At 65.3% G+C, this 23,435-nt stretch carries 24 protein-coding genes, 1 tRNA gene, 1 other RNA gene and 1 pseudogene; 10 read left to right on the forward strand and 17 right to left on the reverse strand.

All coding sequences use genetic code 11. From position 1 onward, the window contains the following. Window positions 1–216 precede the first annotated feature (216 nt). Window positions 217–588, forward strand: a complete 372-nt coding sequence (locus J7I92_RS23135; protein WP_214844274.1) for a hypothetical protein — start codon at window positions 217–219, stop codon at window positions 586–588. A 31-nt stretch (window positions 589–619) separates the two neighbouring features. After that, window positions 620–1,051, forward strand: a pseudogene (locus J7I92_RS23140) (UTRA domain-containing protein); the annotation flags it as partial. A 147-nt stretch (window positions 1,052–1,198) separates the two neighbouring features. Here J7I92_RS23140 and rnpB read toward each other — a convergent pair. Then, window positions 1,199–1,590: RNase P RNA component class A (rnpB, locus tag J7I92_RS23145), an RNA gene on the reverse strand. 121 nt (window positions 1,591–1,711) lie between these two features. On the opposite strand from rnpB, the gene J7I92_RS23150 reads away from it, so the two are divergent. Both J7I92_RS23150 and J7I92_RS23155 read left to right on the forward strand, forming a co-directional pair. Beyond that, window positions 1,712–2,527, forward strand: coding sequence for a slipin family protein (locus J7I92_RS23150; RefSeq protein WP_214844314.1), 816 nt, complete (start codon window positions 1,712–1,714; stop codon window positions 2,525–2,527). 122 nt (window positions 2,528–2,649) lie between these two features. Then, window positions 2,650–3,414 (forward strand): YaaA family protein, encoded by a 765-nt coding sequence (locus J7I92_RS23155; protein ID WP_214844278.1) that lies wholly within the window; start codon window positions 2,650–2,652, stop codon window positions 3,412–3,414. 3 nt (window positions 3,415–3,417) lie between these two features. On the opposite strand, the gene J7I92_RS23160 is transcribed toward J7I92_RS23155, so the two are convergent. Together J7I92_RS23160 and J7I92_RS23165 are read right to left on the reverse strand one after the other, a co-directional pair. Beyond that, the gene (locus tag J7I92_RS23160) at window positions 3,418–4,155 is read right to left on the reverse strand and encodes a zinc ribbon domain-containing protein (RefSeq protein ID WP_214844280.1); all 738 of its coding nucleotides are present in this window, start codon (window positions 4,153–4,155) and stop codon (window positions 3,418–3,420) included. A 60-nt stretch (window positions 4,156–4,215) separates the two neighbouring features. Further along, window positions 4,216–5,142 (reverse strand): Nif3-like dinuclear metal center hexameric protein, encoded by a 927-nt coding sequence (locus tag J7I92_RS23165; protein WP_214844282.1) that lies wholly within the window; start codon window positions 5,140–5,142, stop codon window positions 4,216–4,218. A gap of 99 nt (window positions 5,143–5,241) precedes the next feature. On the opposite strand from J7I92_RS23165, the gene msrA reads away from it, so the two are divergent. The 3 genes from msrA (at window position 5,242) to epsC (ending at window position 7,404) form a co-directional block, all read left to right on the forward strand. Next, on the forward strand, window positions 5,242–5,766 hold the full coding sequence (msrA, locus tag J7I92_RS23170; protein ID WP_214844284.1) for a peptide-methionine (S)-S-oxide reductase MsrA: 525 nt from the start codon (window positions 5,242–5,244) through the stop codon (window positions 5,764–5,766). Between the two features lie 76 nt (window positions 5,767–5,842). Then, window positions 5,843–6,778 (forward strand): cysteine synthase A, encoded by a 936-nt coding sequence (gene cysK, locus J7I92_RS23175; RefSeq protein WP_214844286.1) that lies wholly within the window; start codon window positions 5,843–5,845, stop codon window positions 6,776–6,778. A 41-nt stretch (window positions 6,779–6,819) separates the two neighbouring features. Continuing rightward, on the forward strand, window positions 6,820–7,404 hold the full coding sequence (gene epsC, locus J7I92_RS23180; RefSeq protein WP_214844288.1) for a serine O-acetyltransferase EpsC: 585 nt from the start codon (window positions 6,820–6,822) through the stop codon (window positions 7,402–7,404). Here the strand turns inward: epsC and J7I92_RS23185 are convergent. Together J7I92_RS23185 and gndA are read right to left on the reverse strand one after the other, a co-directional pair. Then, window positions 7,401–8,234 carry an oxidoreductase gene (locus J7I92_RS23185; protein ID WP_214844290.1) on the reverse strand — a complete coding sequence of 278 codons (834 nt, stop codon included), beginning with the start codon at window positions 8,232–8,234 and terminating at the stop codon, window positions 7,401–7,403. The two genes, epsC and J7I92_RS23185, sit on opposite strands and share 4 nt — an antisense overlap. Window positions 8,235–8,350: 116 nt before the next feature. Further along, a complete protein-coding gene (gene gndA / locus J7I92_RS23190) occupies window positions 8,351–9,787 on the reverse strand; it encodes an NADP-dependent phosphogluconate dehydrogenase (protein WP_214844292.1) in 1,437 nt (478 codons plus the stop codon). 259 nt (window positions 9,788–10,046) lie between these two features. Here gndA and J7I92_RS23195 point away from each other — a divergent pair, with 259 nt between their 5' ends. Next, window positions 10,047–10,772 (forward strand): FadR/GntR family transcriptional regulator, encoded by a 726-nt coding sequence (locus J7I92_RS23195; protein ID WP_214844294.1) that lies wholly within the window; start codon window positions 10,047–10,049, stop codon window positions 10,770–10,772. On the opposite strand, the gene J7I92_RS23200 is transcribed toward J7I92_RS23195, so the two are convergent. The 3 genes from J7I92_RS23200 to J7I92_RS23210 are packed head-to-tail and all read right to left on the reverse strand — an operon-like array spanning window position 10,753 to window position 13,531. Further along, entirely contained in the window at window positions 10,753–11,826 is a 1,074-nt protein-coding gene (locus tag J7I92_RS23200; protein ID WP_214844296.1) for an L-idonate 5-dehydrogenase, read from the reverse strand. The two genes, J7I92_RS23195 and J7I92_RS23200, sit on opposite strands and share 20 nt — an antisense overlap. Next, window positions 11,826–12,596, reverse strand: coding sequence for an SDR family oxidoreductase (locus J7I92_RS23205; RefSeq protein WP_214844298.1), 771 nt, complete (start codon window positions 12,594–12,596; stop codon window positions 11,826–11,828). Before J7I92_RS23205 ends, J7I92_RS23200 begins: the two co-directional genes overlap by 1 nt. After that, window positions 12,593–13,531, reverse strand: coding sequence for an NAD(P)-dependent oxidoreductase (locus tag J7I92_RS23210; RefSeq protein ID WP_251040367.1), 939 nt, complete (start codon window positions 13,529–13,531; stop codon window positions 12,593–12,595). The genes J7I92_RS23205 and J7I92_RS23210 overlap by 4 nt, the downstream gene beginning before the upstream one ends. A gap of 93 nt (window positions 13,532–13,624) precedes the next feature. Here J7I92_RS23210 and J7I92_RS23215 point away from each other — a divergent pair, with 93 nt between their 5' ends. Further along, on the forward strand, window positions 13,625–14,689 hold the full coding sequence (locus J7I92_RS23215; RefSeq protein WP_214844300.1) for a D-2-hydroxyacid dehydrogenase: 1,065 nt from the start codon (window positions 13,625–13,627) through the stop codon (window positions 14,687–14,689). 51 nt (window positions 14,690–14,740) lie between these two features. On the opposite strand, the gene J7I92_RS23220 is transcribed toward J7I92_RS23215, so the two are convergent. After that, on the reverse strand, window positions 14,741–15,421 hold the full coding sequence (locus tag J7I92_RS23220) for an FMN-binding negative transcriptional regulator (protein ID WP_214844301.1): 681 nt from the start codon (window positions 15,419–15,421) through the stop codon (window positions 14,741–14,743). 54 nt (window positions 15,422–15,475) lie between these two features. Continuing rightward, entirely contained in the window at window positions 15,476–16,417 is a 942-nt protein-coding gene (locus J7I92_RS23225) for a DMT family transporter (protein WP_214844302.1), read from the reverse strand. Between J7I92_RS23225 and J7I92_RS23230 the strand changes: the two genes are divergently transcribed. Next, entirely contained in the window at window positions 16,416–17,828 is a 1,413-nt protein-coding gene (locus tag J7I92_RS23230) for a PLP-dependent aminotransferase family protein (RefSeq protein WP_214844303.1), read from the forward strand. The two genes, J7I92_RS23225 and J7I92_RS23230, sit on opposite strands and share 2 nt — an antisense overlap. An 80-nt stretch (window positions 17,829–17,908) precedes the next feature. Here the strand turns inward: J7I92_RS23230 and J7I92_RS23235 are convergent, their stop codons facing one another. The 7 genes from J7I92_RS23235 to J7I92_RS23265 form a co-directional block, all read right to left on the reverse strand. After that, a complete protein-coding gene (locus J7I92_RS23235; RefSeq protein WP_396020450.1) occupies window positions 17,909–19,264 on the reverse strand; it encodes an MFS transporter in 1,356 nt (451 codons plus the stop codon). Between the two features lie 163 nt (window positions 19,265–19,427). Then, window positions 19,428–20,225 carry an IclR family transcriptional regulator gene (locus J7I92_RS23240; RefSeq protein WP_214844306.1) on the reverse strand — a complete coding sequence of 266 codons (798 nt, stop codon included), beginning with the start codon at window positions 20,223–20,225 and terminating at the stop codon, window positions 19,428–19,430. 334 nt (window positions 20,226–20,559) lie between these two features. Further along, entirely contained in the window at window positions 20,560–20,850 is a 291-nt protein-coding gene (locus J7I92_RS23245) for a hypothetical protein (RefSeq protein WP_214844307.1), read from the reverse strand. 102 nt (window positions 20,851–20,952) lie between these two features. Then, window positions 20,953–21,028, reverse strand: a tRNA-Val gene (locus tag J7I92_RS23250). A 110-nt stretch (window positions 21,029–21,138) separates the two neighbouring features. Continuing rightward, the gene (locus tag J7I92_RS23255; RefSeq protein ID WP_214844310.1) at window positions 21,139–22,059 is read right to left on the reverse strand and encodes an NAD-dependent protein deacetylase; all 921 of its coding nucleotides are present in this window, start codon (window positions 22,057–22,059) and stop codon (window positions 21,139–21,141) included. 4 nt (window positions 22,060–22,063) lie between these two features. Then, the gene (locus J7I92_RS23260; protein ID WP_214844316.1) at window positions 22,064–22,561 is read right to left on the reverse strand and encodes a peroxiredoxin; all 498 of its coding nucleotides are present in this window, start codon (window positions 22,559–22,561) and stop codon (window positions 22,064–22,066) included. Window positions 22,562–22,572: 11 nt separating this feature from the next. Beyond that, a complete protein-coding gene (locus J7I92_RS23265; protein WP_214844312.1) occupies window positions 22,573–22,992 on the reverse strand; it encodes a DUF3052 domain-containing protein in 420 nt (139 codons plus the stop codon). Between the last annotated feature and the right edge of the window lie 443 nt (window positions 22,993–23,435).

A 23,435-nucleotide genomic window follows, 5' to 3' on the forward strand; every position in this document is an offset into this window, starting at 1 on the left:
TTGCAATCACCGCAAGAACCCACGGATCCCCTTACGGGCAGCTGAACCCTTCTCCGAACCGAGGCGATGTGTCTCATAACCCAGATGTCTCGAATCGCTAGGGATACGAGACGCCCCAAACTACCGATTCCCAAAATTGCGGCTTTTTCTACTTCAACGATGTGGTTTTCGCCTGATCCCCGAACTGCCTCGTTTCCTCTCTCTGCGGCGCCGAAGGTGAACGAGGCTTTCTTCCAAGGCACGCACTTCGCCAAGCCATTGGTGGTTTCGTGCCTCGTCAAGCCGTTCTTCGGCGTTGGCGGTCATGTCCTCGATACGGCCTGCTTGGGCTGGATCCACCTGAAGGAACCGGCACTTGATGCAAGCGTGTTCATGCACGCAGGGGGTGGCGTACGGGCGGTGACAGGTGCCCAGAGCGACCCGTCGGAGGAGGAAGTGCTGTTCGAACTCGGCCCACTCCGTCTCGGTGGCTGGCCGCAGTTCATGATCAGGGCGGGTTTGCCGGCGCCGTTCGATGAAGGTGTGGTGCGCCTGGATGACTTGCTCGGGGAACACTGCCGTGTAACCTCGCGTGGTTTCCAGGTTTAGGTGGCCGAGCAGCGTCGAGACGATGTGCAGCGGCCGACCGGTGGAAGTGAAGCGCGTCCAGGTGGTGCGGCAGCCGGCGTCCGAGTTTGCCGCGCCCGGCGTAGGCGTCGAGCCGGGGGCTGACGTGTGGCTGTGGGAGTCGGTACTGATTCGTGACGGTGAGCGCATCGCGCAGCTGCAGGAGAACGTCGCCGGGACAGTGGAGGTGGCGGACGACGGCGGGGGCACGATGATGGCCACCCTGAATAGGGTCCTGGGGCGGCTGACTGGTCCCGGCGAGTGCCAGATTAGTTTGAGCCAGGTTGGGCCGAGCCGCGCTAAGCTGCTGGACCTCCGCGCCTCGGATCCGGTGCTTGTCCTCACCCAGTACGTCCGCCACGGAGGCAGGCCTTTCTATCTGGCCAAGTGCCTCATCTCGGACCGTGCCGGGCACCTGTCCATCATGCAGTCTTTCCAGTCTTAGAGCCGGAAATCCCATGGGCAAATTATGGGCAAAACACTCCACCATTACGCGATCGAACCCTGATTTAGCGCGACAAGTTCCACTTGCCTAAACCCCGGCAACTTGGGGCAAAATTCCCGGAATGACGCGGCGAAAGCGGCGTTATGGTGGATGGGTTGACCGATACGCCGGGTTCTGTGTTCCCGCACTGTTGCCGGTGCGGAAATAGCGGCCATCCATCTACGAACGCCGTTGCCGGCGCCCTCCAGCGGCCTACCCGGACACTCGGGCGAGCAGCCCTCAAACGTGCCCTGTCTGGCCTTGCTCCGGGTGGGGTTTACCTAGCCTTCCCGGTCACCCGGGAAGCTGGTGGTCTCTTACACCACCGTTTCACCCTTACCTGTTTCGTGCCGCTTTCAAATCGGCGCGACGCGGGCGGTCTGTTTTCTGTGGCACTGGCCTGCGGGTTACCCCGAGTGGGCGTTACCCACCACCCTGCTCTGCGGAGCCCGGACGTTCCTCGAGCCACTTGCGTGACGCGCGGCCGCCTGGTCAACCCATCCGTGTTTCATTCTACGGGCAACCCAGGCTGCCCGGTTCCGCAGCGGATGCCAGGCGCTTTCGATTCCCTTGGTGGGACAATTGAACAAGATCAACCCAGGCAAGAAGGAGGGGATCCTGATGGACCCCACCGGCATGTACATCGCCATCGCCGCCGCAGTGCTGGTGCTCATCCTGCTGAAGATGTCCATCCGGATCGTCCGCCAGTATGAACACGGAGTGCTCTTCCGGCTGGGCAGGGTCATCGGCATCAGGATGCCGGGGTTGAGGTTCATCATCCCGGTCATTGACCGCCTTCCGCTGGTCAGCCTGCGGATCGTGACAATGCCAATCCAGTCGCAGGGCATCATCACCCAGGACAATGTCAGCGTCGACATCTCGGCTGTGGCCTACTACCGGGTGGTCGACGCCGTGAAATCCGTCGTGGCGATCGAGAACGTCGCAGCGGCCATCGACCAGATCGCCCAGACCACCCTGAGGAAGGTGGTGGGCCGTCACAGCCTGGACCAGACGCTGTCCGAAACCGAGCGCATCAACGGTGACATCCGGGAAATCCTGGATGCACTGACACTGGAGTGGGGCGTGGAGGTAACGCTGGTGGAGCTGAAGGACATCCAGCTCCCGGACAGCATGAAACGCGCCATGGCCCGGCAGGCCGAGGCGGAGCGCGAGAAGCGCGCCAAGATTATCGCCGCCGAAGGCGAGGCCATCTCGGCGGCGGCTCTGGGCGACGCGTCCGACACCATGATGGCGCACCCGCTGGCGCTGCAGCTGAGGAATCTGCAGTCCCTCGTCGAAATCGGCGTGGACAGGAACACCACGGTCGTGTTTCCGGCACCGCTGATGAGCACCATCGGCGAGCTCTCAGCGTTCCTCGCCCGCGAGAACCAGGCGGCCACAGCTACCGCAGCCAAACCGCCGATTAAGGCTGCCTGAGCCGCGGGGCGGTGTCCGAAAGACTACGTGGACGTGCTCTCGTTCCTGGGACGGCATCTCGCCTGATGTCTTGCCGCGTCGCCGCGGCAACCGCATTTTGACCCCGCCGGTAAGATCGTACGGTGCTGATTCTCCTGCCGCCGTCCGAAGGCAAGACCCCCGCTGTCCACGGTGAAGCCGTCGACTGGGCCGCCCTGAGCTTTCCCGCGTTGAATACGTACCGCGCGAAGGTGCTGGAGGCGCTGGGTGGAGTCAGCGCCCACCAGGATGCCCTCGCGTTGCTGGGCGTCGGCGCCTCGCTGAGTGCCGACGTCGAACGCAACACCCGGCTCCGTACGGAACCAGCCGCTCCGGCGCACCAGGTCTATTCCGGCGTCTTGTACGACGCGCTGAGCTACCAGTCCCTGACGGCGGCGCAGCGCCGCAAAGCGGATGAATCGGTCCTGGTGATTTCCGCCCTGTGGGGCGCCATCCGCTTCGCTGACCGGGTGCCCGCCTACCGCCTGTCGATGGGAACGTCCCTGCCCGACGTCGGCCGCCTGGCTTCGTTCTGGAAGCCGCAGATCGCGGAGGCCCTTGCACCCGCAACCGAAGGTGAGCTGCTGGTGGACTGCCGGTCCAGCACCTATTCCGCTGCCTGGGCTCCGCCGCCGGCACAGACCGTTGCCGTCAATGTCTTTACTGAGGCCAACGGGGTCCGCAAGGTGGTCAGCCACTTCGCCAAGCACACCCGCGGCGAGCTGGCACGGCATCTGCTGACGCGCCGCGGCGCCGCTCCCCGCACCCCGGCCCAGCTGCTCAAGGCCGCGGGCGAGAAGTGGACAGCGGAGCTGGTCGAAGGCAGCGCGCGCAAGCCGCACGGCCTGAACATCATCCTGCCCGGCTAGTGCCTAGGCCCACTCTGCCGAGCGGACCAGAATGCAGCCGGAGTCGGGGCAGAAGACGACGTCGTCCTCCGCGGCTGCCTTGATCTCGGCGAGGTCGCCGGGGCTGAGCTGCATGCCGGAGCCTTCGGACTTGCCGTGAAACAGCCTGGCCGCGCCCACTCCGCGCTTGGCGAGCGTCTTTTCGTAGACGGCAAGCAGGCTTGCATCCAGACCCGCGGCGAACTCCTTGCGCCTGCTGCCGACCTCTGCCTCCTCGGCGGCAATCTCGGCCAGCGCCGCGTCCAGTTCGGCGCGGATCACGCCAAAGGATCCCTGGACGTCGTCCACGATCATCTGCTGGGCCGCCTGGCGTTCACGGAGGCCTTCGAGGCGCTCCATGACTTCAAGCTCAACATCTTCCAGCGCCGAACGCCGCTTGTTGAGCGAGGCGATGTCGCTTTGCAGGGCAACGAGGTCCTTGGACAGGCCCGTGCCGCTGTTGAGCCGCGCTTCGTCCCGTTCGATCCGGGCGGCCACCTGTTCCACGTCCCCTTCGGAGCGCTTGAGTTCCGCTTCGGCGTCGTGAACCGCCACTTTGGCGGCTCCGAGTTCGCCGTTGGCCACGGACAGCGCGGCCTGGAGGTCACTGATCCGGGGATCACCTTCGATGGTCCGGCGACGGTTGGACAGCGATTTCAGCCTGGCGTCGAGTGCCTGCAGTTCGAGCAATTTCAACTGTTCCGCCGGTGCTGCCTTGGCCACTATTACCTCCGCTTGTTCCTACCGGCCGCAGCCGGGCACCGGACCGGCGCAGTTTAGACTCTAGTCCCCGCCCGGAGTGAGAATGAAGTCCCACGGGTCGCTGTTCGTTGTGCTGACGCGGATGTCGACGTCGTGTCCCTGGTCGCTGAGGACGTTTCCCAGCGCCTCTGCCGCTGCGGGCAGCCACAGCCATTCGCTGGCAAAATGCGAAACATCGATCAGGTACGGGCGGTCGTTCACGGCGTTTTCGCGGGCCTCGGACGCGGGGTGGTGGCGCAGGTCCGCCGTGACAAAGAGGTCCGCGTTGCTCGCGCGCACCTCGTTAAAGAGGGAGTCGCCGGCCCCGCCGCATACTGCGACCCGACGGATCAGGGCGTCCTTGTCCCCGGAAACGCGCACGCCTCCCGCCACGGACGGCAGGATTCCGAAGACCCGTGCGGCGAAATCCCCCAGCGTCATCACGTCCTCGAGGTCGCCCACCCGCCCGATGCCTTCTTCGGGCAGACCGTTCGGAGCCGGGGTGAGCGGAACTACGTCCTGGAGGCCAAGGGCGTCGGCCAGCACGTCCGAAACGCCTCCGACGGCGGAGTCACCGTTGGTATGAACCGTCAGCAGGCCCGTTCCCGATTCGATCAGGCGGTGGACCGCTTTGCCCTTGGCCGTGGTGGCCGCTACCGACGTGACTCCCTTGAGGAGCAGCGGGTGGTGGGTGATCAGGAGGTCGGCACCCCATTCGATGGCTTCTTCGATGACATCCAGGGTGGGATCAACGGCAAACATGACCTTGCTGACCTCGGATGACGGATGGCCGGCCACCAGGCCAACCTCGTCCCAGTCCTCGGCGAGGGACTCCGGCCAGAGCTCTTCCACCGCCAACAGGATCTCTCCAAGGGTGGGGACAGCGGACGATTCGGCATCGGTCGGATCAGCACCGGCGGGATCAGCAGTACGCGCGTCTTCTGCAACGTCGGTGTTCACAGGTTCCATATCCTCATTTTTACCCTATTCGTTGGCCTCGCCCGCACGTGTAACAGTCTCGTAAGGTGGTGGGGGAATCATCGGCGCACTCCAACCATTGAAGAGGACATGAAAACTTTTGTGCTTGGCGGAGGCTGCTTCTGGTGCCTTGATGCCGTTTATCAAAAAACCAAAGGCGTCACGTCCGTCATCTCGGGCTATACCGGCGGGCACGACCGCCATCCGGACTACTACTCGGTCTGCTCGGGCACCACGGGCCATGCCGAAGTGGTGGCAGTGACTTTCGACGAGGACGTCATCCCCGCCGAAGTCATCCTGGACATGTTCTTCGCCCTTCACGATCCCACCACGCTCAACCGCCAGGGATACGACGTCGGCACCCAGTACCGCTCGTCCATGTTCTATGAGACCACGGAGGAAAAGATCCTCTTCGAGGAGGCGATCGAACGGAACCAGGAACTGTGGGCGCACCCGATCGTCACCGAGGTGAGCAGGCTGCCCGTGTTCCATGTCGCCGAGGATTTCCACCAGAACTACTACGCGAAGCATCCGGAACAGGGCTACTGCCAGGTCATCATCAACCCGAAGCTTGCCAAGGCGCGGAAATATTACTCTGCATGGCTTAATGCTTAGCAGCCGTCATGCCGCCTCGTTAGGCTGACCTCAGTATTCGCTGTTCAGAGAACTCTTCAGAGATAGGCACAAATACATGGCACGGATCTACGACGACGTCACGCAGCTTGTCGGCGGCACTCCCCTGGTCAGGCTCAACCGGCTGACCGAGGGCCTCGACGCCCAGGTGGCCGTCAAGCTCGAGTTCTACAACCCGGCCAACAGCGTCAAGGACCGCATCGGTGTTGCCATTGTGGACGCCGCCGAGAAGTCAGGCGCCCTGAAGCCGGGCGGAACCATCGTCGAAGGAACCTCCGGCAACACGGGCATCGCCCTGGCCATGGTGGGTGCTGCCCGCGGCTACAAGGTCATCCTGACCATGCCGGAGACCATGTCCACCGAACGCCGTGTCATGCTCCGCGCGTTCGGCGCCGAAATCGTGCTGACCCCGGGCTCCGAGGGCATGCGCGGCGCCGTGGAGAAGGCCCAGGAGATCGTGGCCAACACGGAGAACTCCATCTGGGCCCAGCAGTTCGCCAACGAAGCCAACCCGGAGATCCACCGGAGCACAACGGCCGAGGAAATCTGGACCGACACCGACGGCAAGGTGGACATCTTCGTTGCCGGCATCGGCACCGGCGGCACCGTGACCGGCGTCGGGCAGGTCCTGAAGGAACGCAAGCCGGACGTCCAGATCGTCGCCATCGAACCGAAGGACTCCGCCATCCTGAACGGCGGCGCTCCCGGCCCGCACAAGATCCAGGGCATCGGCGCCAACTTCATTCCCGAAATCCTGGACACCAACGTCTACGACGAAGTCCTGGACGCCACCCTGGAGGACTCGGTCCGCGTGGCACGCGACCTCGGAATCAAGGAAGGCATCCTGGGCGGCATCTCGTCCGGTGCCATCGTCTGGGGAGCCCTCGAACTCGCCAAGCGCCCGGAGAACGCGGGCAAGCTGATCGTCGCGGTTGTCTGCGACTTCGGCGAGCGTTACATCTCCACCGTGCTCTATGACGACATCCGGGGCTAAGCCTTAACCCGCCCTTCCCCGTCTCCTGTAGAAAGGTCTTTGTGAGTTTCTTCGCAAGACTTAAGGAAGACCTCGACGCCGCCCGGTCGCATGACCCGGCGGCTCGAGGTTCTTTTGAGAACTTTTTTGCCTACTCCGGCCTGCACGCCATCTGGGCGCACCGCCTCACCCACAAGCTCTGGCAGAATCCTGCGCTCCGCTTCCCGGCCCGCCTGATTTCACAGCTGGCGCGGTTCCTGACCGGGATCGAGATCCACCCGGGCGCCACGATCGGCAAGCGTTTCTTCATCGATCACGGCATGGGCGTGGTCATTGGCGAGACCGCGGAAATCGGCGAGGACGTCATGATTTATCACGGCGTAACGCTGGGCGGACGGTCCCTGGCCAAGGTCAAGCGGCACCCCACCATTGGGGACCGCGTGACCATCGGCGCGGGTGCAAAGGTCCTTGGCCCCATCACCATCGGCCGCGACAGCGCCGTGGGAGCCAACGCCGTAGTGGTTAAGGACGCCCCGCCGGAGTCCATCATCACCGGCATCCCCGCGACGTACCGCCACCGGGATGCCCAGCGCGAAACCAAGCCCGCCGTGGACCCCGCCGAGTACTACATCGAGTACCGGATCTAGCGGGCATACCACTTGTAGATCGTCCAAAGCACAACGTCGAACACCGGGTCGGGCAGGAGCCGCCGCAGCGCCAGGATGGCGCGGGCGCCCTTGCCCGCCGGATAGCGGGTTTTCGGCCGGGCCGAGCTCGCCGCGTGGACAATGGCATCGGCGATCACCTCCGGGTGCGTCGACCTTTCGGATCCTCCTGTGGAGGCCAGCGCCGCGGCCACGACCTTGGCCTGCTCCCGGTACGGGCCGCTCCCGGAGGACGACAGCAGGCTTTCGGCGGAGATGCCGCCCCATTCGGTCTGCGTCCCCGCCGGTTCGATGATTGACACGCGGATGCCGTGGGGCTTGAGTTCCAGGCGCAGGGAATCGCTGAGGCCCTCGACGGCGAACTTCGTGGCGTGGTACCAGGCGCCCAGGGGCTCATACATCTTGCCACCGATGGAGGAGACATTGATGATCCTCCCCCGGGCGGCGGCGCGCATGGCGGGCAGCACCAGCTGGGTCATCCGGGCCAGGCCGAACACATTGACGTCGAACTGCCGCCGGCCCTCCGCCAGTTCCACTTCCTCGAGGGAACCGTAGGACCCGTAGCCTGCGTTGTTGACGAGAACGTCGATCCTGCCCTGGGCGTCAAGGATGGTGTCCACTGCTGCTGCCATCGACGCTTCGTCGGTGACGTCCAGCGCCAGCACGTGCACGCCGAAGGCCCTCAGCGGCTCCATTTTCCCGACCCGCCGAGCCCCCGCGTACGCAATGAATCCGTGCTGGCTGAGCTTCCTGGCGGCCTCGAAGCCGATGCCGGTGGAGGCACCGGTGACTAACGCGACTGGCTGCGACATGGACTGCACTCCTCACAAACGGCGACCACCGGAGAGACCAAGCCTGTTAACGGCAAAGGCCGGCGCCTCCCAGAGTATCCGGGAAGCGCCAGCCGTTGATCAAAGAGCCGTCGGGGCTAGTGGGTGTCCACTGCCTCGATTTCGGACTTGTCCTCGCCCCAGAGGGTGTGGAACGTGCCCTCGGCGTCGACGCGGCCGTAGGTGTGCGCACCGAAGAGGTCGCGCTGGCCCTGGATCACGGCGGCCGGGAGGCGCTTGCGGCGCAGGCCGTCGTAGTAAGCCAGCGAGGAGGAGAACACCGGCACGGGGATGCCCAGCTGGACTGCAGTGGCCACAACGCGGCGCCAGGCCGGCAGGACCTCGGCGATGGCCTTGGTGAAGGCCGGGGCGAACAGCAGGTTGGCGGGCTTCTCCTCGGCCGCGTAGGCCTTGGTGATTTCCTTGAGCAGTTCCGCACGGATGATGCAGCCGCCGCGCCACAGCGAAGCGATCTCGTCCAGCTTCAGGTCCCAGCCGTATTCGGTGGCGGCCGAAGTCAGCATGTCCAGGCCCTGGGCGTAGGACACCAGCTTGGAGGCATACAGCGCCTGCCGGACGTCCTCGACGAACGTGTCCGGGACCTCGACGTCGATTTCTTCACCGGCGAGCAGTTCCTGGCCCAGCTTGCGCTGGTCGGCCTGGGAGGACAGGGCACGGGCGAACACGGATTCGGCAATGCCGGACACCGGGGAGCCCAGCTCCAGGGCGGAGATGACCGTCCAGCGGCCGGTGCCCTTCTGCCCGGCTGCGTCCACAACGACGTCCACGAACGGCTTGCCGGTTCGGGTGTCCACGTGGCCCAGGACCTCGGCGGAGATTTCGATCAGGAAGGAGGCGAGCTCGCCCTTGTTCCATTCGGCGAAGATCTTGGACTGCTCGGCCGGTTCGATGCCGGCGCCGGAGCGCAGCAGGTCGAAGGCTTCGCCGATGACCTGCATGTCGGCGTATTCGATGCCGTTGTGGACCATCTTGACGAAGTGGCCGGCGCCGTCGGTGCCGATCCAGGCGCAGCAGGGCTGGCCGTCAACGTTTGCGGCGATCTTTTCCAGCAGCGGTCCGAGGGCGTCGTAGGACTCCCTGGAGCCGCCGGGCATGATGGACGGGCCGTTCAGGGCGCCTTCCTCACCGCCGGAAACACCGATGCCCACAAAGTGCAGGTCCTTCTTGGCGAGGGCAGCTTCCCGGCGGCGGGTGTCCTCGTAATGCGAGTTGCCGGCGTCGATGATGATGTCGCCCGCCTCCAGCAGGGGCTCGAGCTGCTCGATCACCGAGTCAACCGGCTTGCCGGCCTTGACCATGATGAGCACGCGGCGGGGCTTTTCCAGGGAGTCGACCAGTTCCTGGAGGGTTTCGGTACGCACGAAGTCGCCGTCGTGTCCGTGCTTTTCCAGCAGCGCGTCAGTCTTCTCAACAGACCTGTTGTGCAGGGCAACGGTGAAGCCGTTCCGGGCCAGGTTGCGGGCGAGGTTGGCCCCCATCACCGCAAGGCCGGTGACACCGATGTGTGCTGACATCAAAACTCCAATTCATTTCTGTGCAACGTGTGCATTCTGTTCCGCACTTCCTGCGGAACACGCTCTAAGAACCAGTGGCTGTCAATAAACCATATGTATTTCCGCGGACAACGGGAAAGTAGCGCCCACGTTTTGGAAGGCGGCGCGTCATAAAACAGTCTATGATGCCGCCAGCATCGGACCGGGCCGCTGTGGCCAGCTCCGGTACGGGATTGGGCAGGCACGGGACGGCCCCGCCGGCCCGATTATGCTTACGACTATGTCGACCAGCCTGCACCACCGTGCCATTGAACATCTGGGAGCCCGCATTATTAGCGGCGCCCTGCCCACGGGCCATGTGATGCTGGCTGAGCAGCTGGAGGACGAACTGAAGGTTTCCCGCTCCGTGGTGCGCGAAGCCGTCCGGGTCCTGCAGTCGCTGGGCCTGGTGGAAACCATCAAGCGGGTCGGCATCCGCGTCCTGCCGCCCAGCCGGTGGAATCCGTTCGACCCCCTGGTCATCCGCTGGCGCCTGGCCGGCGAGGCCCGCGGCGCCCAGCTCAGGTCCCTCGCTGAGCTGCGCTCCGCCGTCGAACCCGTTGCCGCCGAGCTTGCCGCCGCCAATGCACCGCAGGACATCCGGCGGGAACTGCTGCAGGTGTCGCTGGCCATGCGCGCCGCCGGCCAGGCCGGCAACATGGCGGAGTTCCTGCAGCTGGACATCCAGTTCCACTCCCTGCTCCTGACCGGTTCAGGAAACGAGATGTTCGCCAACCTCGTGGGGCAGGTCGCGGAAACCCTGACCGGCCGAACGGTCCACGGCCTCATGCCGGACCACCCCAGCGAGACCGCGCTGCAGTGGCATGTGGATGTTGCGGAGGCCATCGCGGCCGGTGACAGCACGGGAGCCCGTGAGGCCTCCAGCCGGATCATGCGCGCCACCATCACGGAAATGGAGGCCAGCTGGCAGGACCAGCCCAGGGTCTTCATCCCGCTGCGGAGCTGACCGGCCGGAAGTCCAGCAGGACCTTCCCCGATTCAGCCGAATTCCTGGCCACTTCGAACGCCTCGAGTCCGCGCTCCAGCGGGAAGTCGTGCGTCACCACGGGGTCCACAAACAGTGTGCCGTCGGCGAGCGCCGCGACCACGTCGTCGATTTCGTCGTTGAAGCGGAATGAGCCCAGCAACTCCAGCTCGCGGGTGATGGCAAGGGAGATCTGCACTGGCTGGGGCCCGGACGGCAGCAGGCCCACCATCACCACCTTGCCGCCGCGGACGGCGCCTTTGATCGCGGAGGCGAGGCCGTGGTGGCTGCCGGATGATTCAATGACCACGTCCGCCTCCACAGCCGCGATGGCCTCGGCTTCGTCCCCTTTCAGCACCTCGTCGGCGCCGACGGCGCGGGCAATCTCCAGGGGCTTGGCGTGCATGTCAACCGCCACGATCCGTCGGGTGCCCGCGCGCTTGAGGACGGCCACTGCCAGCGCGCCGATGGGGCCGCTCCCGATCACCAGGGCCGTTTTCCCCCTGACATCCCCGGCGCGGGCCACGGCATGCCATGCAACGCTGGCCGGTTCCGCCAGTGCGGCGGTGCGGAGGCTGAGGCCTTCCGGCAGCACGCGGAGCATCCTGGCCGGCAGGTTGACGTACCGGCTGAAGGCCCCGTCGGTGTGCGGGAAACGGGCGGCGCTGCCGAGGTAGGTGCAGCCCGGGGACAGGTTGGGCCGGTCCTCGGGATACCGCGCGGGGCCCGGGCCGGGGGTGGCGGGATGGACGGCGACGGCGGTGCCCGCGGCCGGGCCTGTTCCGTCCGACGCCGCCTGCAGCACGGTTCCCACGATCTCATGCCCCAGCACGAGGGGCGCGCGGAGGACCGACTCGCCCGCCGCGCCGTGCAGCCAGTAGTGCAGGTCGGAGCCGCAGATGCCGCCGAAGGCTACTTCCACCACGGCTTCACCGGATGCCGGAGCCGCCAGGGGAACGTTCTCGATCCGGAGGTCGCCGGCTGCATGCGCCACGACCGCGGCCGAGGTATCCGGGAGTTCATGGACGCGGGGCATCAGACCACCACCGTCATTCCGCCGTCGATGAAGATAGTCTGGCCGTTCACGAAGTTTGAACCGTCAGAGGCCAGCCACACGGCCGGGCCGGCAAGGTCCTGCACGGTCCCCCAGCGGTGTGCCGGCGTGCGGCCCAGGATCCAGGCGTTGAATTCCGGATCATCCACCAGGTTCTGGGTCATTTCGGTGTGGATGTAGCCCGGGGCGATGCCGTTGATCTGCAGCCCGGAGTCCGCCCATTCGGCAGTCATGGCGCGGGTGAGGTTTCGGAGTCCGCCCTTGGCCGCGATGTAGGGGGCGATGGTTGGCCGCGCCAGGTCGGTCTGAACCGAGCAGATGTTGATGATCTTGCCCCGGCCGCGCGGGATCATGTGGCGTGCGGCTTCGCGTCCCACCAGGAAGGCGCTGGTCAGGTCTGTGGAGATAACCCGTTCCCAGTCGTTGACTTCCAGGTCCAGCATGGGCACACGGTGCTGGATTCCGGCGTTGTTCACGAGGATTTCCAGCGGACCCACGTTGCCTTCCACCCAGGCGACGCCGCGCGCGGCTTCGGTGTCGTTGGTGACGTCGAAGGCGCAGCTGTGCACCCGTCCCGGCGGGTACTCGGCGGCCATGGCCGCTTCGGCTGATTTCAGCCGCTCCGCGTTGATGCCGTTGAGCACCACCGTGGCACCGGCATCGGCCAGCGCCCGCGCCAGGGCGTTGCCGATCCCGCGGCTGGAGCCCGTGACCAGAGCGGTCCGGCCTGTCAGGTCAAAAAGTGAACTCATCGTTTGCTGTTCCTCAATTGGTCGTGACTGCTGGTTGCGACTGCATCGGCGCTGAGATTGGAGATGGTTTGCCGGACAGCGGCGAGGTCCATGTCCCCGAGTCCCTGGCGCTTGAGTTCGGCGTAGAGTTCGACGCCGGCGGCGGCCATTGGCACGGCGGCATGGACGGTTGCGGCGCTTTCGAGGACGAAGGAAAGGTCCTTGTGCATGAACTCCGCCGGCCCGGTGGGCTCGTAGTCCTTGGCTGCAAGGCGCGGTCCGACAATATCCAGTACACGGCTGCCGGCGAGCCCTCCGGACAGCACCTCATACAGCGCCGCAACCTCCATGCCGGAGCGTTCGGCAAGCTCGGCGGCTTCGGCGAGCGCCGCCGTCGTGGTTCCCACGATGAGCTGGTTGCAGGCCTTCGCGAGCGAGCCGGACCCCAGGCGCCCCAGCCGCCGGACCGTCCCGCCCATTGCGTTGAACAGGGGAAGGAGCCGTTGGAAGTCCCCTTCCTCGGCCCCGGCCATGATGGCGAGCGTTCCGTCGCGGGCACCTTTGGTGCCGCCGCTGACCGGTGCATCGACGACGACGGTGTTGCCGCCGCTCACGTCGGATACCCTCGCGCCGAAATCCCGGACGGCTGCCGGTGAAACGCTGCTCATGACCACGACGGCGGCACCCGGCTGCGGGGGCTGTTCGGCCCAGGCGGCCAGGAGGCCGGCCGCGGCCTCCTCGATGTAGGACAGGTCCGGCAGCATGAAGATGATGACCGGTTCATCGCGCAGGGCGGCAACGCTTGCAGCGCGTTCACCGCCACGTGCCGTGAAGTGGTCCAGCGCGGTTTCGGACCGGTTCCAGCCCGTCACCTTCCAGCCGGCCTTCAGCAGGTTGGCTGCCATATGGCCGCCCATCAGGCCCAGGCCGACGAAACCGGCTCTTTTGCCGCTCAATTCGGTCTCTGTCGGTAATGTCATCGGAAGCCGTACCTCACTTCTTCGTGGCTAGGGTGAAAAATCTGTTCAATATCCTAGCCTCCATTCAGTATGATGAACACCATGACGACTAAAACCACCGTCGCAATCGCCGTCCCGCTCGAAGCCGAGCTGGTGGCGCGCATCCGCGCCGTAGATCCTGCCGTGACCGTCCTCTATGAGCCGGACCTTCTCCCGCCGGAACGCTTCCCCGCCGACCACGCCGGTGACCCGGACTTCCTCCGCACTCCGGAGCAGGAGGAACGGTACTGGGACATGCTCAACAAGGCCGACGTCCTGTACGGCTTCCCCAATGAGAGTCCTGCGGGACTGGCCCGCATTGCCGAAAGCAACCCCCGGCTGCAGTGGATCCATGCCATGGCTGCCGGTGCCGGCGGAGCGGTCAAGGCCTCGGGCCTGGACCAGGAGACCCTGCAGAAGTTCAAAGTGACCACCTCGGCCGGCGTCCATGCCCTGCCGCTGGCGGAATTTGCGGCGCTGGGCATCCTGAACGGCTTCAAGCGGACGGCTGAGCTTGCCGCGGACCAGGCGGGCAAGGTGTGGCCCGAGCTGCGCACCCCGACGCGCCTGGTGAACGGTTCAACCCTGGTGGTGACGGGACTGGGCGAGATCGGGCTGGAAACCGCCCGTATCGCCCGGGCTCTCGGCATGAAGGTCAGCGGCACCAAACGCAACGTTGAGCCGATCGACGGCATCGACGAGGTGGCCGGCAACGACGGCCTGGCCGCACTGCTGGCCTCGGCAGATGCCGTCGTGAACACCCTGCCCGGCACGCCCTACACCGAAAAGCTGTTCAACCGCGAAGTGTTCGCCGCGATGAAGCCGGGAACGGTGTTCGTCAACGTGGGCCGGGGCACAGTGGTGGACGAACACGCCCTGCTGGAGGCGCTCGACAACGGCCGGGTGGGCTACGCCTGCCTCGATGTGTTCGCCGTCGAGCCGTTGCCGCAGGACAGCCCGCTGTGGAGCCACCCCAAGGTCATGGTCTCCCCGCACACGTCGGCGCTGAGCGCTGCGGAGAACCGGCTCATCGCCGAACGCTTCAGCAGCAACCTGCGCACGTTCCTCGACGGCGGCGAACTCCCCCACCTGGTAGACACCCTGCACTTTTACTAGGAACGTACGCTCCGGGGCTCGTTCCTGCGCGGGGCTCGTTCCTGCCATCCGTCAGCGCGGCTCCTCCGACCGCGGCGGGGCCGCCGCTGCTGCGGGACACCGGTCCGGGCGTCCCCGTCCTGCCCGGGCGACGTCGGCTGAGCTCTCCGCCTGCCCCCGCGCCGCAAGGCCGGCCACGACTCCCTTGACGTCGGCGTCGGTCCGGTTCTGGCTTTGTTTTGCCTTGGCTTCAATCCGCGTGATGAGCAGTTCGACTCCCACGATGGCGCGGAGCTGCCCGGAAATGAAACGCTCCGGCGCATCATCCACCGACCACCGGTGCTCTGAGCCGGCCTCGTTGTGGTCCGTCAGCCGCCTGACATGGTCCCCCAGCCAGACCGCGTCGTCATAGATGACCAGTGTGCCGTACACGTGGGCGGTGGAGTAGTTCCAGGTGGGCACGACGCGCCCGTGCTCGGCTTTTGATGGGTACCAGGCGGGTGAAATGTAAGCGTCCGCGCCCTGGATGATCATGAGCGACTCTCCGATCGCCGCTTCGGACCACTGGGGGTTGTTCCGGGCCAGATGGCCATGTAACGCGCCATTGCTGCCAATGGAGGGCTCGAAAACGAACGGCAGCAGGGTTGCGAGCAGGCCCTGCGAGGTCATGGTGATCAGATTGGCCGCTGCGGGCCGGGTGAGGAGGTCATCGATGGCGTCGGCGCCGGCAGCGAAGTGGACTGGAATGTACATGGGGTGTTCCCTTTCCGGGGGATGATCGGTGGGTTGTGTGTTCAGGGCCCTTGTTCAGGGACTCTGTTTGGCCGGCGCGGGACTGAGTCGGATCCGGACGGCGGCGCCGGCGCAGAGGATCACGGCGAGGCCGCCGATGACGGTGGTCCAGGTCAGGGCCTCGCCCAGCAAGAAACCGGCCCAGCAGATGCTCAGCACGGGCTGGATGAGCTGGACCTGGCTTACCTGGGCCATGGGGCCTATGGCCAGGCCCCGGTACCACGCGAAGAAGCCCAGGAACATGCTCACCACCGCAAGGTAGGCAAAGGCCGCCCACTGGACCGGCGTAGCCGACGGCGGCTGCTGCGCCATGGAGAGCATCGTCAGGAACACCATCAGTGGCAAGGCAAGCAGCAGCGCCCAGGACACGGTCTGCCAGGCGCCCAGCTCCCGGGCCAGCAGGCCCCCTTCCGCGTAGCCGACGGCCGCAGCCACCACTGCACCCAGGAGCAGCAAGTCCGCCGAATGCAGTTCTCCGAACCCGCCGGACTGCATGGAAGCGAAGCCGATGGCAGCCAGCGCGCCTGCACCGGTAATCAGCCAGAACGCCATCGGGGGACGTTCGTGCCCCCTCAGGACAGCCGCCGTCGCGGTCGCGGCCGGGAGCAGTGCGATGACCACCGCGCTGTGGCTGGCCGGGGTGGTGGTGAGCGCAAAGGACGTTAGCAAGGGAAAGCCGATGACAACGCCGCCGGCCACCACCGCGAGGCGCGCCCACTGCGCGCCGCTGGGAAGCCGCTGCCGCGTCAGTGCCAGCGCGAAGCCTGCCAGCAGGGCAGCCACCACCGCGCGGCCGGACCCGATGAACAGCGGTGACAGTCCGCCGACGGCGACCTTGGTGAAGGGAACGGTGAACGAGAAGGCCGCTACTCCCACTAGCCCCCACAAGAGTCCGTTAGGTTGGCGGGACAGTACCGCTGGGAGGATTAGCGTAGTAGCGCTACTATTATCTCTCATGAACAACGATAGCAGCTCCCGGATTGCAACGCGGCTGCGGGAGTGGATCGCCAAGGCCGCCCCAGGATCGAAGCTGCCGTCCACGCGGGCACTGGTGGCCGAATACCAGGCGAGTCCTGTGACCGTCCAAAAGGCACTGCAGGCCCTGACAGCCCAGGGCCTCATCGAGAGCAGGCCCGGCGTGGGGACATTTGTGCGGACCGTCAGGACTGCGCGCCCTTCTGACTACGGCTGGCAGACGGCGGCCCTGCGCTCGCCGCTGACACCGCTCCCCGCCGCTTCCTCCACCATGCGCGACGTTGCCAACGACACCATCGCCTTCCACTCCGGCTACCCGGACCGGGAGCTCCTGCCCGAGCGGCTGGTGCGTGCAGCCCTCACCCGAGCGGCCCGCGGCGACGCCGCCCTGTCCCGTCCACCCGCGGCCGGCATGCCGGAGCTGCAGTCATGGTTCGCGCACGAGCTCGGCACGTCGACGCCGGCCGGGACAACACCGCCGAACCCAAGTGACGTCGTCGTACTTCCGGGCAGCCAAAGCGGGCTCAGCTCCATCTTCAGCGCCCTCGCAGGGCGCGGGCAACCGCTCCTCATGGAATCCCCCACGTACTGGGGCGCCATACTGGCGGCCGCGCAGGCCGGAGTCCGGGTGGTTCCGGTTCCGAGCGGCCCGGACGGCCCGGACCCCGTCGAGTTGGCCCGGGCGTTTGACGAAACCGGCGCGCGCCTGTTCTACGCGCAACCCAACTACGCGAACCCCACCGGGGCACAATGGGCGCCAGGCCGGGGTGAGGAGGTCCTGGAGGTAATGCGCGGGAAGGGTGCGTTCCTGGTGGAAGACGACTGGGCGCACGACTTCGGCATCACCACCAGCCCCGTGCCGGTCGCCTCCCGCGACGACTCCGGCCACGTGGTGTACCTCCGGTCCCTGACCAAGAGCGTTTCCCCGGCCATCCGCATTGCCGCCGTCATTGCACGCGGTCCGGCACGTGAGCGCATCCTTGCGGACCGGGCTGCCGAGTCGATGTATGTCAGCGGCCTGCTCCAGGCCGCGGCGCTCGACGTCGTGACCCAGCCCGGGTGGCAGACACACCTGCGCAGCCTCCGCCATCAACTGCAGTCACGCCGCGACCTTTTGGTCACCAGCATGCGCGAGCACGCCCCGCAGGCGCACATCGAGCAGGTTCCCAAGGGAGGCCTGAACCTTTGGGCACGGCTCCCCGACGGGACCAACATCGAACAGCTGACCCGCGACTGCGAAACAGCCGGAGTGATCATCGCCGCCGGGCGGGAGTGGTTCCCCGCCGAACCCGCAGGGGCGTACATCCGGCTCAACTACTCCGGGTCCAACCCGGGAGCCTTTCCGGAAGGTGCGCGGATCATCGGCCATGCACTGGAACGCAACATCTCCTAGCCGGGACACACCTAGGCCGCGGCTCCTTCCTGGCGGCGGGAGCCACGGCCTGCGGCTTGGAGTGCAGTTCAGTGCTGCGGCTAGCTCGCGTCCTCGGTGAGGACGAGGTCGCGGCCCACGGTCTCCGGGGTGAAGAAGGTGGTGGCAAAGGAGATGAGCGCCAGCACCAGTGAGTAGCAGGCGAGCACCAGCCAGGAGTGGTCCGTGGCTGCGAGGAGCGAGGCACCCACCAGCGGAACGAGGCCGCCGGCCATCACGGCGGAGAGTTCACGGCTCATGGCCACGCCGGTGAAGCGGTACTGGGAACCGAAGAGTTCCGGCAGCAGCGGGCACTGCGGTCCGAGCATGGACTGGACGCCGATGGCGATGCCCACCACCATGACCACCCAGACGAGGGTCACGTTGCCCAGGCTCACCAGGTAGAAGGCCGGGAGTGCGATAACGGCCTGGAACAGTGCCCCGTAGCGGTACACGGGGACGCGGCCGAAGCGGTCCGACAGCGCTCCGAAGGTGACCACCAGGACGGCCGCGAAGCCGGCCGCGATGAGCAGGCCGACGGGGCCGATGAACTTGTCGCCCGGGAAAACTCCGTCTTTGGCCGCGAGAAAGGCGATCAGCAACGCGGAGTAGATCGAGGAGTTGCCGTTTTCGCCCATGCGCAGGCCGATGCCGATCAGGACGTTCTTCTTGGAGTGCTTCCAGAGCTGGCCGATGGGATTCTTGACCACGTTCTTGTGCTTCTCGAGCTCCTGGAAAACCGGCGTCTCCTTGAGCCGCAGCCGGATGAAGATGGCCACCGCAATCAGCAGCACGCTCGCCAGGAACGGCACGCGCCACAGCCAGCCTTCGAGGACGGCCTTGTCTGCCATGGCGATCAGGGCGAAGGTGCCGGCTCCAAGGAGCGTACCCAGCTGGATTCCGACGAAAGGCAGGGAGGCGAAGAATCCACGACGGCGGCGCGGCGCCACTTCGGAGATCAGCGTGGTGGCGCCAGCCTGTTCAGCGCCGGCGCCGAGGCCCTGGAGGATGCGAAGGGTCACCAGGAGCACAGCACCCAGCATGCCGGCCTGCTCAAATGTCGGCAGGAGACCGATTGCGAAACTTGCACTTCCCATCAGCCCGATGGTGAGGATCAGGACCATTTTGCGGCCGAACCGGTCGCCGATGAAGCCGAAGATCACCCCGCCGAACGGACGTGCCGCGAATCCCACGCCATAGGTGGCGAACGAGGCAATCAGGGCGCCGTCGTCGCCGAGGGGCTTGAAGAACAGCGGCCCGAAGATCAAGGCCGAAGCCAGGCCGTAAATGTAGAAATCGTAGTACTCCAGAGCGGAGCCTACGGAGCTGGCAAGAGTTGCCCTCCGCAGTTGGTCCGGTTCGACGACGGCGCCGTCCACATCGGCAAGCGGTGAATTCGTACGAGTTGTCACTAGCACTCCCTTAAGAACACTCCAGACCCCCGTTGGCCTGGTGGGATAGCGGCGACACCGGTAGCGTCGGTCACTATATTGAACAGAGTACAGCACTCTGAACGGATAGCCAACGATGAAATCCGATTTGTACGGAGGAGTCGGAAACGGCCCCCCGAAGAAGCCGCTCCTAGCCCATGGGATTGCCGAGCGAGCGGGCCAGTTCCTTCAACTCCTTAACCATTTGGGCGCCCTGCTCCTCGGAGTACGTCGCCTTCAGCGCGGTGACGGACAGTCCAAGGCTGGGTCCGTGGGCTCCCCGGGTCGGGACGGCAACGGCAAGGCAGACAACGCCCGTGGTGGATTCCTCGTCCTCGAAGGCGTACCCCTGCTCGCGGATAACAGGCAGCTGTTTCTTGAATTCGGCCCCCGTGCGCAGCGACTTCGGCGTGAGCACCGGAAGCTCCGCGTCATCGGGAAACATCTCCTCGATGTTGTGGTCGTGCAGCCGGGCTACCAGCGCCTTGCCGACGGCGCACAGCGACACCGGCATCTTGTCGCCGATGTTCGAGGTAAGCCTGACCGCGGGGTGTCCCTCATACCGCGCCAGGTAGATGACGTTGGATCCGTCCAGCATGGCAATACGGACAGTCTCACCAGACAGCGTCGGGGCCTGCTCGCAAAAGCGGTAGAACTCCTGAACCTCATCCAGCCGGCTAAGGTAGGCGGCGCCCAGCTCCACGAGCTTGCGTCCCAGCGTGAAATCGGCCCCCTGGCGGTTGATGAGGCGCGCCTCTTCGAGTGCCAGCAGGAGATTCGATGTGGAGGACTTGGGAATGCCGAGTTCCCTCGACAGGTCGCTCAGGGTCAGCCTGCCTGTTGCCGAGGCAGCAAGCGCCTCCAGCACGGCCGCGGCGCGCGTCACGGCCGGCGCGGGGGACGCGCTTCCCAGTCCGTCGGAGGTGCGGGGAGTCCGGGAATCGGCCATGATTCTCCTTCAGGTAGAGCGCGTCCGTCGAAACGCCATCGAAACTGTTCATTCAGCTGAACACTAACCATCATAATGTGTTTACACCCGGGCGGGCCGTCCATGGGGGCGGGTGCCCCAACCGCGGCTGCGAGGGAGGAGGGCAGAAATGATTTGAAATGTTTCCCTGCCGGAGTGTTTCACATTTCGAAAAATTCACTGTATATTCAATTCAAGCCTTCCACCGCGGCATCCCCCAATAGCCGCGGTGGAAGGCTTTTCCAATTCCCGGGCATCACGGTCTCGGAATTACGCCCTCGGCATCACTCGCGCAGCATCACTCAGGCGGGCCGCATCACGCGGCGTCCGCGATGGCCTCCCTCAGCCGCCAGCCTCCGCCGAGTCCGTCACGGACGAGTTCCATGGTGGTCAGCGCCGAGTTCGAATTCCTGCCCAGCCGCGCCTGGACCCGCCACACTTCAATGTCCACCCGCCCCAGGCCTTTTGGCATCCTCCGCTCAGCCTCCCACCAGCTCACGCGCTCAAACCAGCGCACCGGCTCCGCGCAGATGGTCCATTCCCGGCCGCTGCGGACAACGGCCAGGGGCCGTCCGTCCGGGGCCATCCTCATCATGACGTGTTCCATGCCGCAACACTATGGACAGGGCCCGACATTCCTTTGCGTCCGCGGCAACACACAAAAAACCCCGCCGCTGCCTGCCTTTCGGCCTGCAACGACGGGGTTTGCTGGTGGGTCCTACCGGGATCGAACCGATGACATCCACGGTGTAAACGTGGCGCTCTACCAGCTGAGCTAAAGACCCAAACAGTTGTTTCAGCGCCGGAGCGCTTCAACCAACGAACAGCAACTGTACCGGATGAAACCGGCGGAACGCCAATCCGGCGGCGCCTGCCGCCACAGCTGAGACGCACATCACAGATCGGGCAGCTCAGTGGCCAGCCAGGTGAGCGATTCGCTGACCCCGGCCTCCAGTTTGACGGTGGCCAGGTCATCACCTCGCGTCGCTCCCCTATTGATGATGACCACCGGCTTCTCCTGCTTTGCGGCATGCCGGACAAACCGGAGACCGCTCATGACCGTCAGTGAGGATCCGGCAACAACGAGGGCACCGGCCTCATCGACCATCGCGTAGGAGCGGTCAACCCGGTCCTTGGGAACATTCTCACCGAAGTACACGAAGTCGGGCTTGAGGGTGCCGCCGCAGGCCGGGCAGTGGGCCACGACGAAACTGCCGATGAGGGCTGAGTCCTCCACCGTTGCATCGGCGTCGGGCGCCATCTCCACGACGCCGTCCGCCAGGGCCTGTTCCAGGAAACCGGGGTTCAGTTCTTCCAGAACTCCGGCTAGCAGGGTACGGCTGTAACGCCGCGCACAGGAAAGGCAGGCCACACGGTCAAAGCGGCCATGGAGATCCACCACATTGATGCTGCCGGCGTCTTCATGGAGCCGGTCCACGTTTTGGGTGATAAGGCCGGTCAGCAGGCCGCGGTGTTCCAGCCGGGCAGCGGCGGCATGGCCGTCATTTGGATCGGCCCGCCTAAGGTGGGACCAGCCGATATGGTTACGCGCCCAATACCGTTGCCGGTTACCGGCGTGGCCGATGAACTCCTGGTACGTCATGGGCGCCCGCGGGGCTGCGCCGGGTCCGCGATAGTCCGGGATGCCCGAGTCTGTGCTCAGCCCGGCTCCGGTCAGGAGTGCGAAGCGGTCTCCGGCCAGGATGTCCCGGATGCTCCGAAGCACACCCAGTTCGTCAGGGTCAGGAGCGGCGGCGCTGACCGGCGGCAGGCTGGCGAATCCAGTCATGCCGAGTCCAGGGCGCCGCTGGCTCATCCCGTCAGCTCCCGCCGAGCTCCGCGAGGGCCGCACGGTATCCGGCCAAATCCCGGGCCTGGCCGCGCGGATTCACCACAACGTACCGAATGATTCCGTCCGCGTCGATGATGAACGTTCCACGCTGCGCCATCCCGGTGTCGGCATCGAACACCCCATAGAGCGATGCCACTCCACCGTGCGGCCAGAAGTCGGCCAGCAGATCGAACCCGTAGCCTTCCTTTTCAGCGTAGGCACGCAGCGTGAACTTACTGTCCACCGAGACTGCCAGCACAGTGGCGTTGGCGTCCTCGAACAGCGCAAGGTTGTCCCGGATTTCGCAGAGCTCGCCCGTACAGATACCCGAGAAGGCAAACGGGTAGAAAACGACGACGACGTTGCGCCCCCGGAGTTCGGACAGCCGGACGGGTTCTCCGTACTGGTTTACCAGTTCGAAGTCGGGGGCTACCTCTCCGACCTCCGGCAGGACCGTGGCTCCGCCGGCGTGCTGAACCGTTTGCAGTGGCGGGGGCGTCACTTGTTCTTCCTGGAGACCAGGCGTGTGGCACTCCAGTCCTTGGATACGCCTGCAGAGGTGGTGAGGTGGAGCCCGGCCGTAGGTGCGGCTTCCTGGATCTCCGCCGGCGAGACATAGCCCTGCCTGCCAGATTTCGGCGTCAGCACCCAGACGACACCGTTCTCGCTCAGGGTGGTCAGTGAATCCATGAGGGTGTCAACGAGGTCACCGTCGCCGTCCCGCCACCAAAAAATGACGGCGTCTACGACGTCGTGGTCGTCCTCATCGAGGAGCTCGGACCCGGTCAGGTCCTCAATATCATCACGTAAGTCGAAGTCGACGTCGTCGTCGTAACCGAACTCCTGAATCAGATCCCCGTTTTTGAAACCCAATTTTTCCGCCACATTTACCGAAGTGGCGGCGTCGGCCTCGCTCACGTGTTCCTCCAATGCTTAGTCATCTGCATAAATCTAGTGATTTCCATTACTACCAGCCAACACCCTTTGTGTCTGCTCTTCAAGCTGTTGTCCCGGCGATCCGACTTATTCTGTGTCACACCAAGGCCTGACGCCGGTCCCGGAGGCCGCCGTCAGTCACACAACCAGTATGACGTCAAATACGACAGCCCTGTCAGGCAGCGGCTACGCATCGGATAGCTGTCAGAGCTAGAGTGGCTGATGACGACTATGCCGGCGGGGCGATCGCCCTGGTTTTATGCGGTCATAGACGTGATAGGACCCTGCCCGGCGCACATGACCGGGCTGTTGTAACCGATACGTCGCACACGTCGCGTTCATGCCAGGCAGTTACCCTGCCGGACCTGAGTGCGCCGATGCATGCGCGCAAAGAGAGGTTGGACGTGGCTGCAGGAGAAGATACC

Origin of the sequence: Arthrobacter sp. ISL-72 (genome assembly GCF_018613755.1) — a bacterium.
Lineage (GTDB): Bacteria > Actinomycetota > Actinomycetes > Actinomycetales > Micrococcaceae > Arthrobacter.

Excerpts from the sequence above, each read along its gene's own strand:
- J7I92_RS23215 (WP_214844300.1), top strand. The coding sequence starts at position 13,625 with ATGATGAACACCATGACGACTAAAACCACCGTCGCAATCGCCGTCCCG.
- J7I92_RS23245 (WP_214844307.1), bottom strand. The coding sequence starts at position 20,850 with ATGGAACACGTCATGATGAGGATGGCCCCGGACGGACGGCCCCTGGCC.
- J7I92_RS23185 (WP_214844290.1), bottom strand. The coding sequence starts at position 8,234 with ATGTCGCAGCCAGTCGCGTTAGTCACCGGTGCCTCCACCGGCATCGGC.
- J7I92_RS23165 (WP_214844282.1), bottom strand. The coding sequence starts at position 5,142 with ATGGAACCTGTGAACACCGACGTTGCAGAAGACGCGCGTACTGCTGAT.
- J7I92_RS23230 (WP_214844303.1), top strand. The coding sequence starts at position 16,416 with ATGAACAACGATAGCAGCTCCCGGATTGCAACGCGGCTGCGGGAGTGG.
- J7I92_RS23200 (WP_214844296.1), bottom strand. The coding sequence starts at position 11,826 with ATGCCCCGCGTCCATGAACTCCCGGATACCTCGGCCGCGGTCGTGGCG.
- cysK (WP_214844286.1), top strand. The coding sequence starts at position 5,843 with ATGGCACGGATCTACGACGACGTCACGCAGCTTGTCGGCGGCACTCCC.
- J7I92_RS23255 (WP_214844310.1), bottom strand. The coding sequence starts at position 22,059 with ATGAGCCAGCGGCGCCCTGGACTCGGCATGACTGGATTCGCCAGCCTG.
- J7I92_RS23220 (WP_214844301.1), bottom strand. The coding sequence starts at position 15,421 with ATGTACATTCCAGTCCACTTCGCTGCCGGCGCCGACGCCATCGATGAC.
- J7I92_RS23195 (WP_214844294.1), top strand. The coding sequence starts at position 10,047 with ATGTCGACCAGCCTGCACCACCGTGCCATTGAACATCTGGGAGCCCGC.
- J7I92_RS23205 (WP_214844298.1), bottom strand. The coding sequence starts at position 12,596 with ATGAGTTCACTTTTTGACCTGACAGGCCGGACCGCTCTGGTCACGGGC.
- J7I92_RS23240 (WP_214844306.1), bottom strand. The coding sequence starts at position 20,225 with ATGGCCGATTCCCGGACTCCCCGCACCTCCGACGGACTGGGAAGCGCG.
- msrA (WP_214844284.1), top strand. The coding sequence starts at position 5,242 with ATGAAAACTTTTGTGCTTGGCGGAGGCTGCTTCTGGTGCCTTGATGCC.
- gndA (WP_214844292.1), bottom strand. The coding sequence starts at position 9,787 with ATGTCAGCACACATCGGTGTCACCGGCCTTGCGGTGATGGGGGCCAAC.
- J7I92_RS23225 (WP_214844302.1), bottom strand. The coding sequence starts at position 16,417 with ATGAGAGATAATAGTAGCGCTACTACGCTAATCCTCCCAGCGGTACTG.
- J7I92_RS23150 (WP_214844314.1), top strand. The coding sequence starts at position 1,712 with ATGGACCCCACCGGCATGTACATCGCCATCGCCGCCGCAGTGCTGGTG.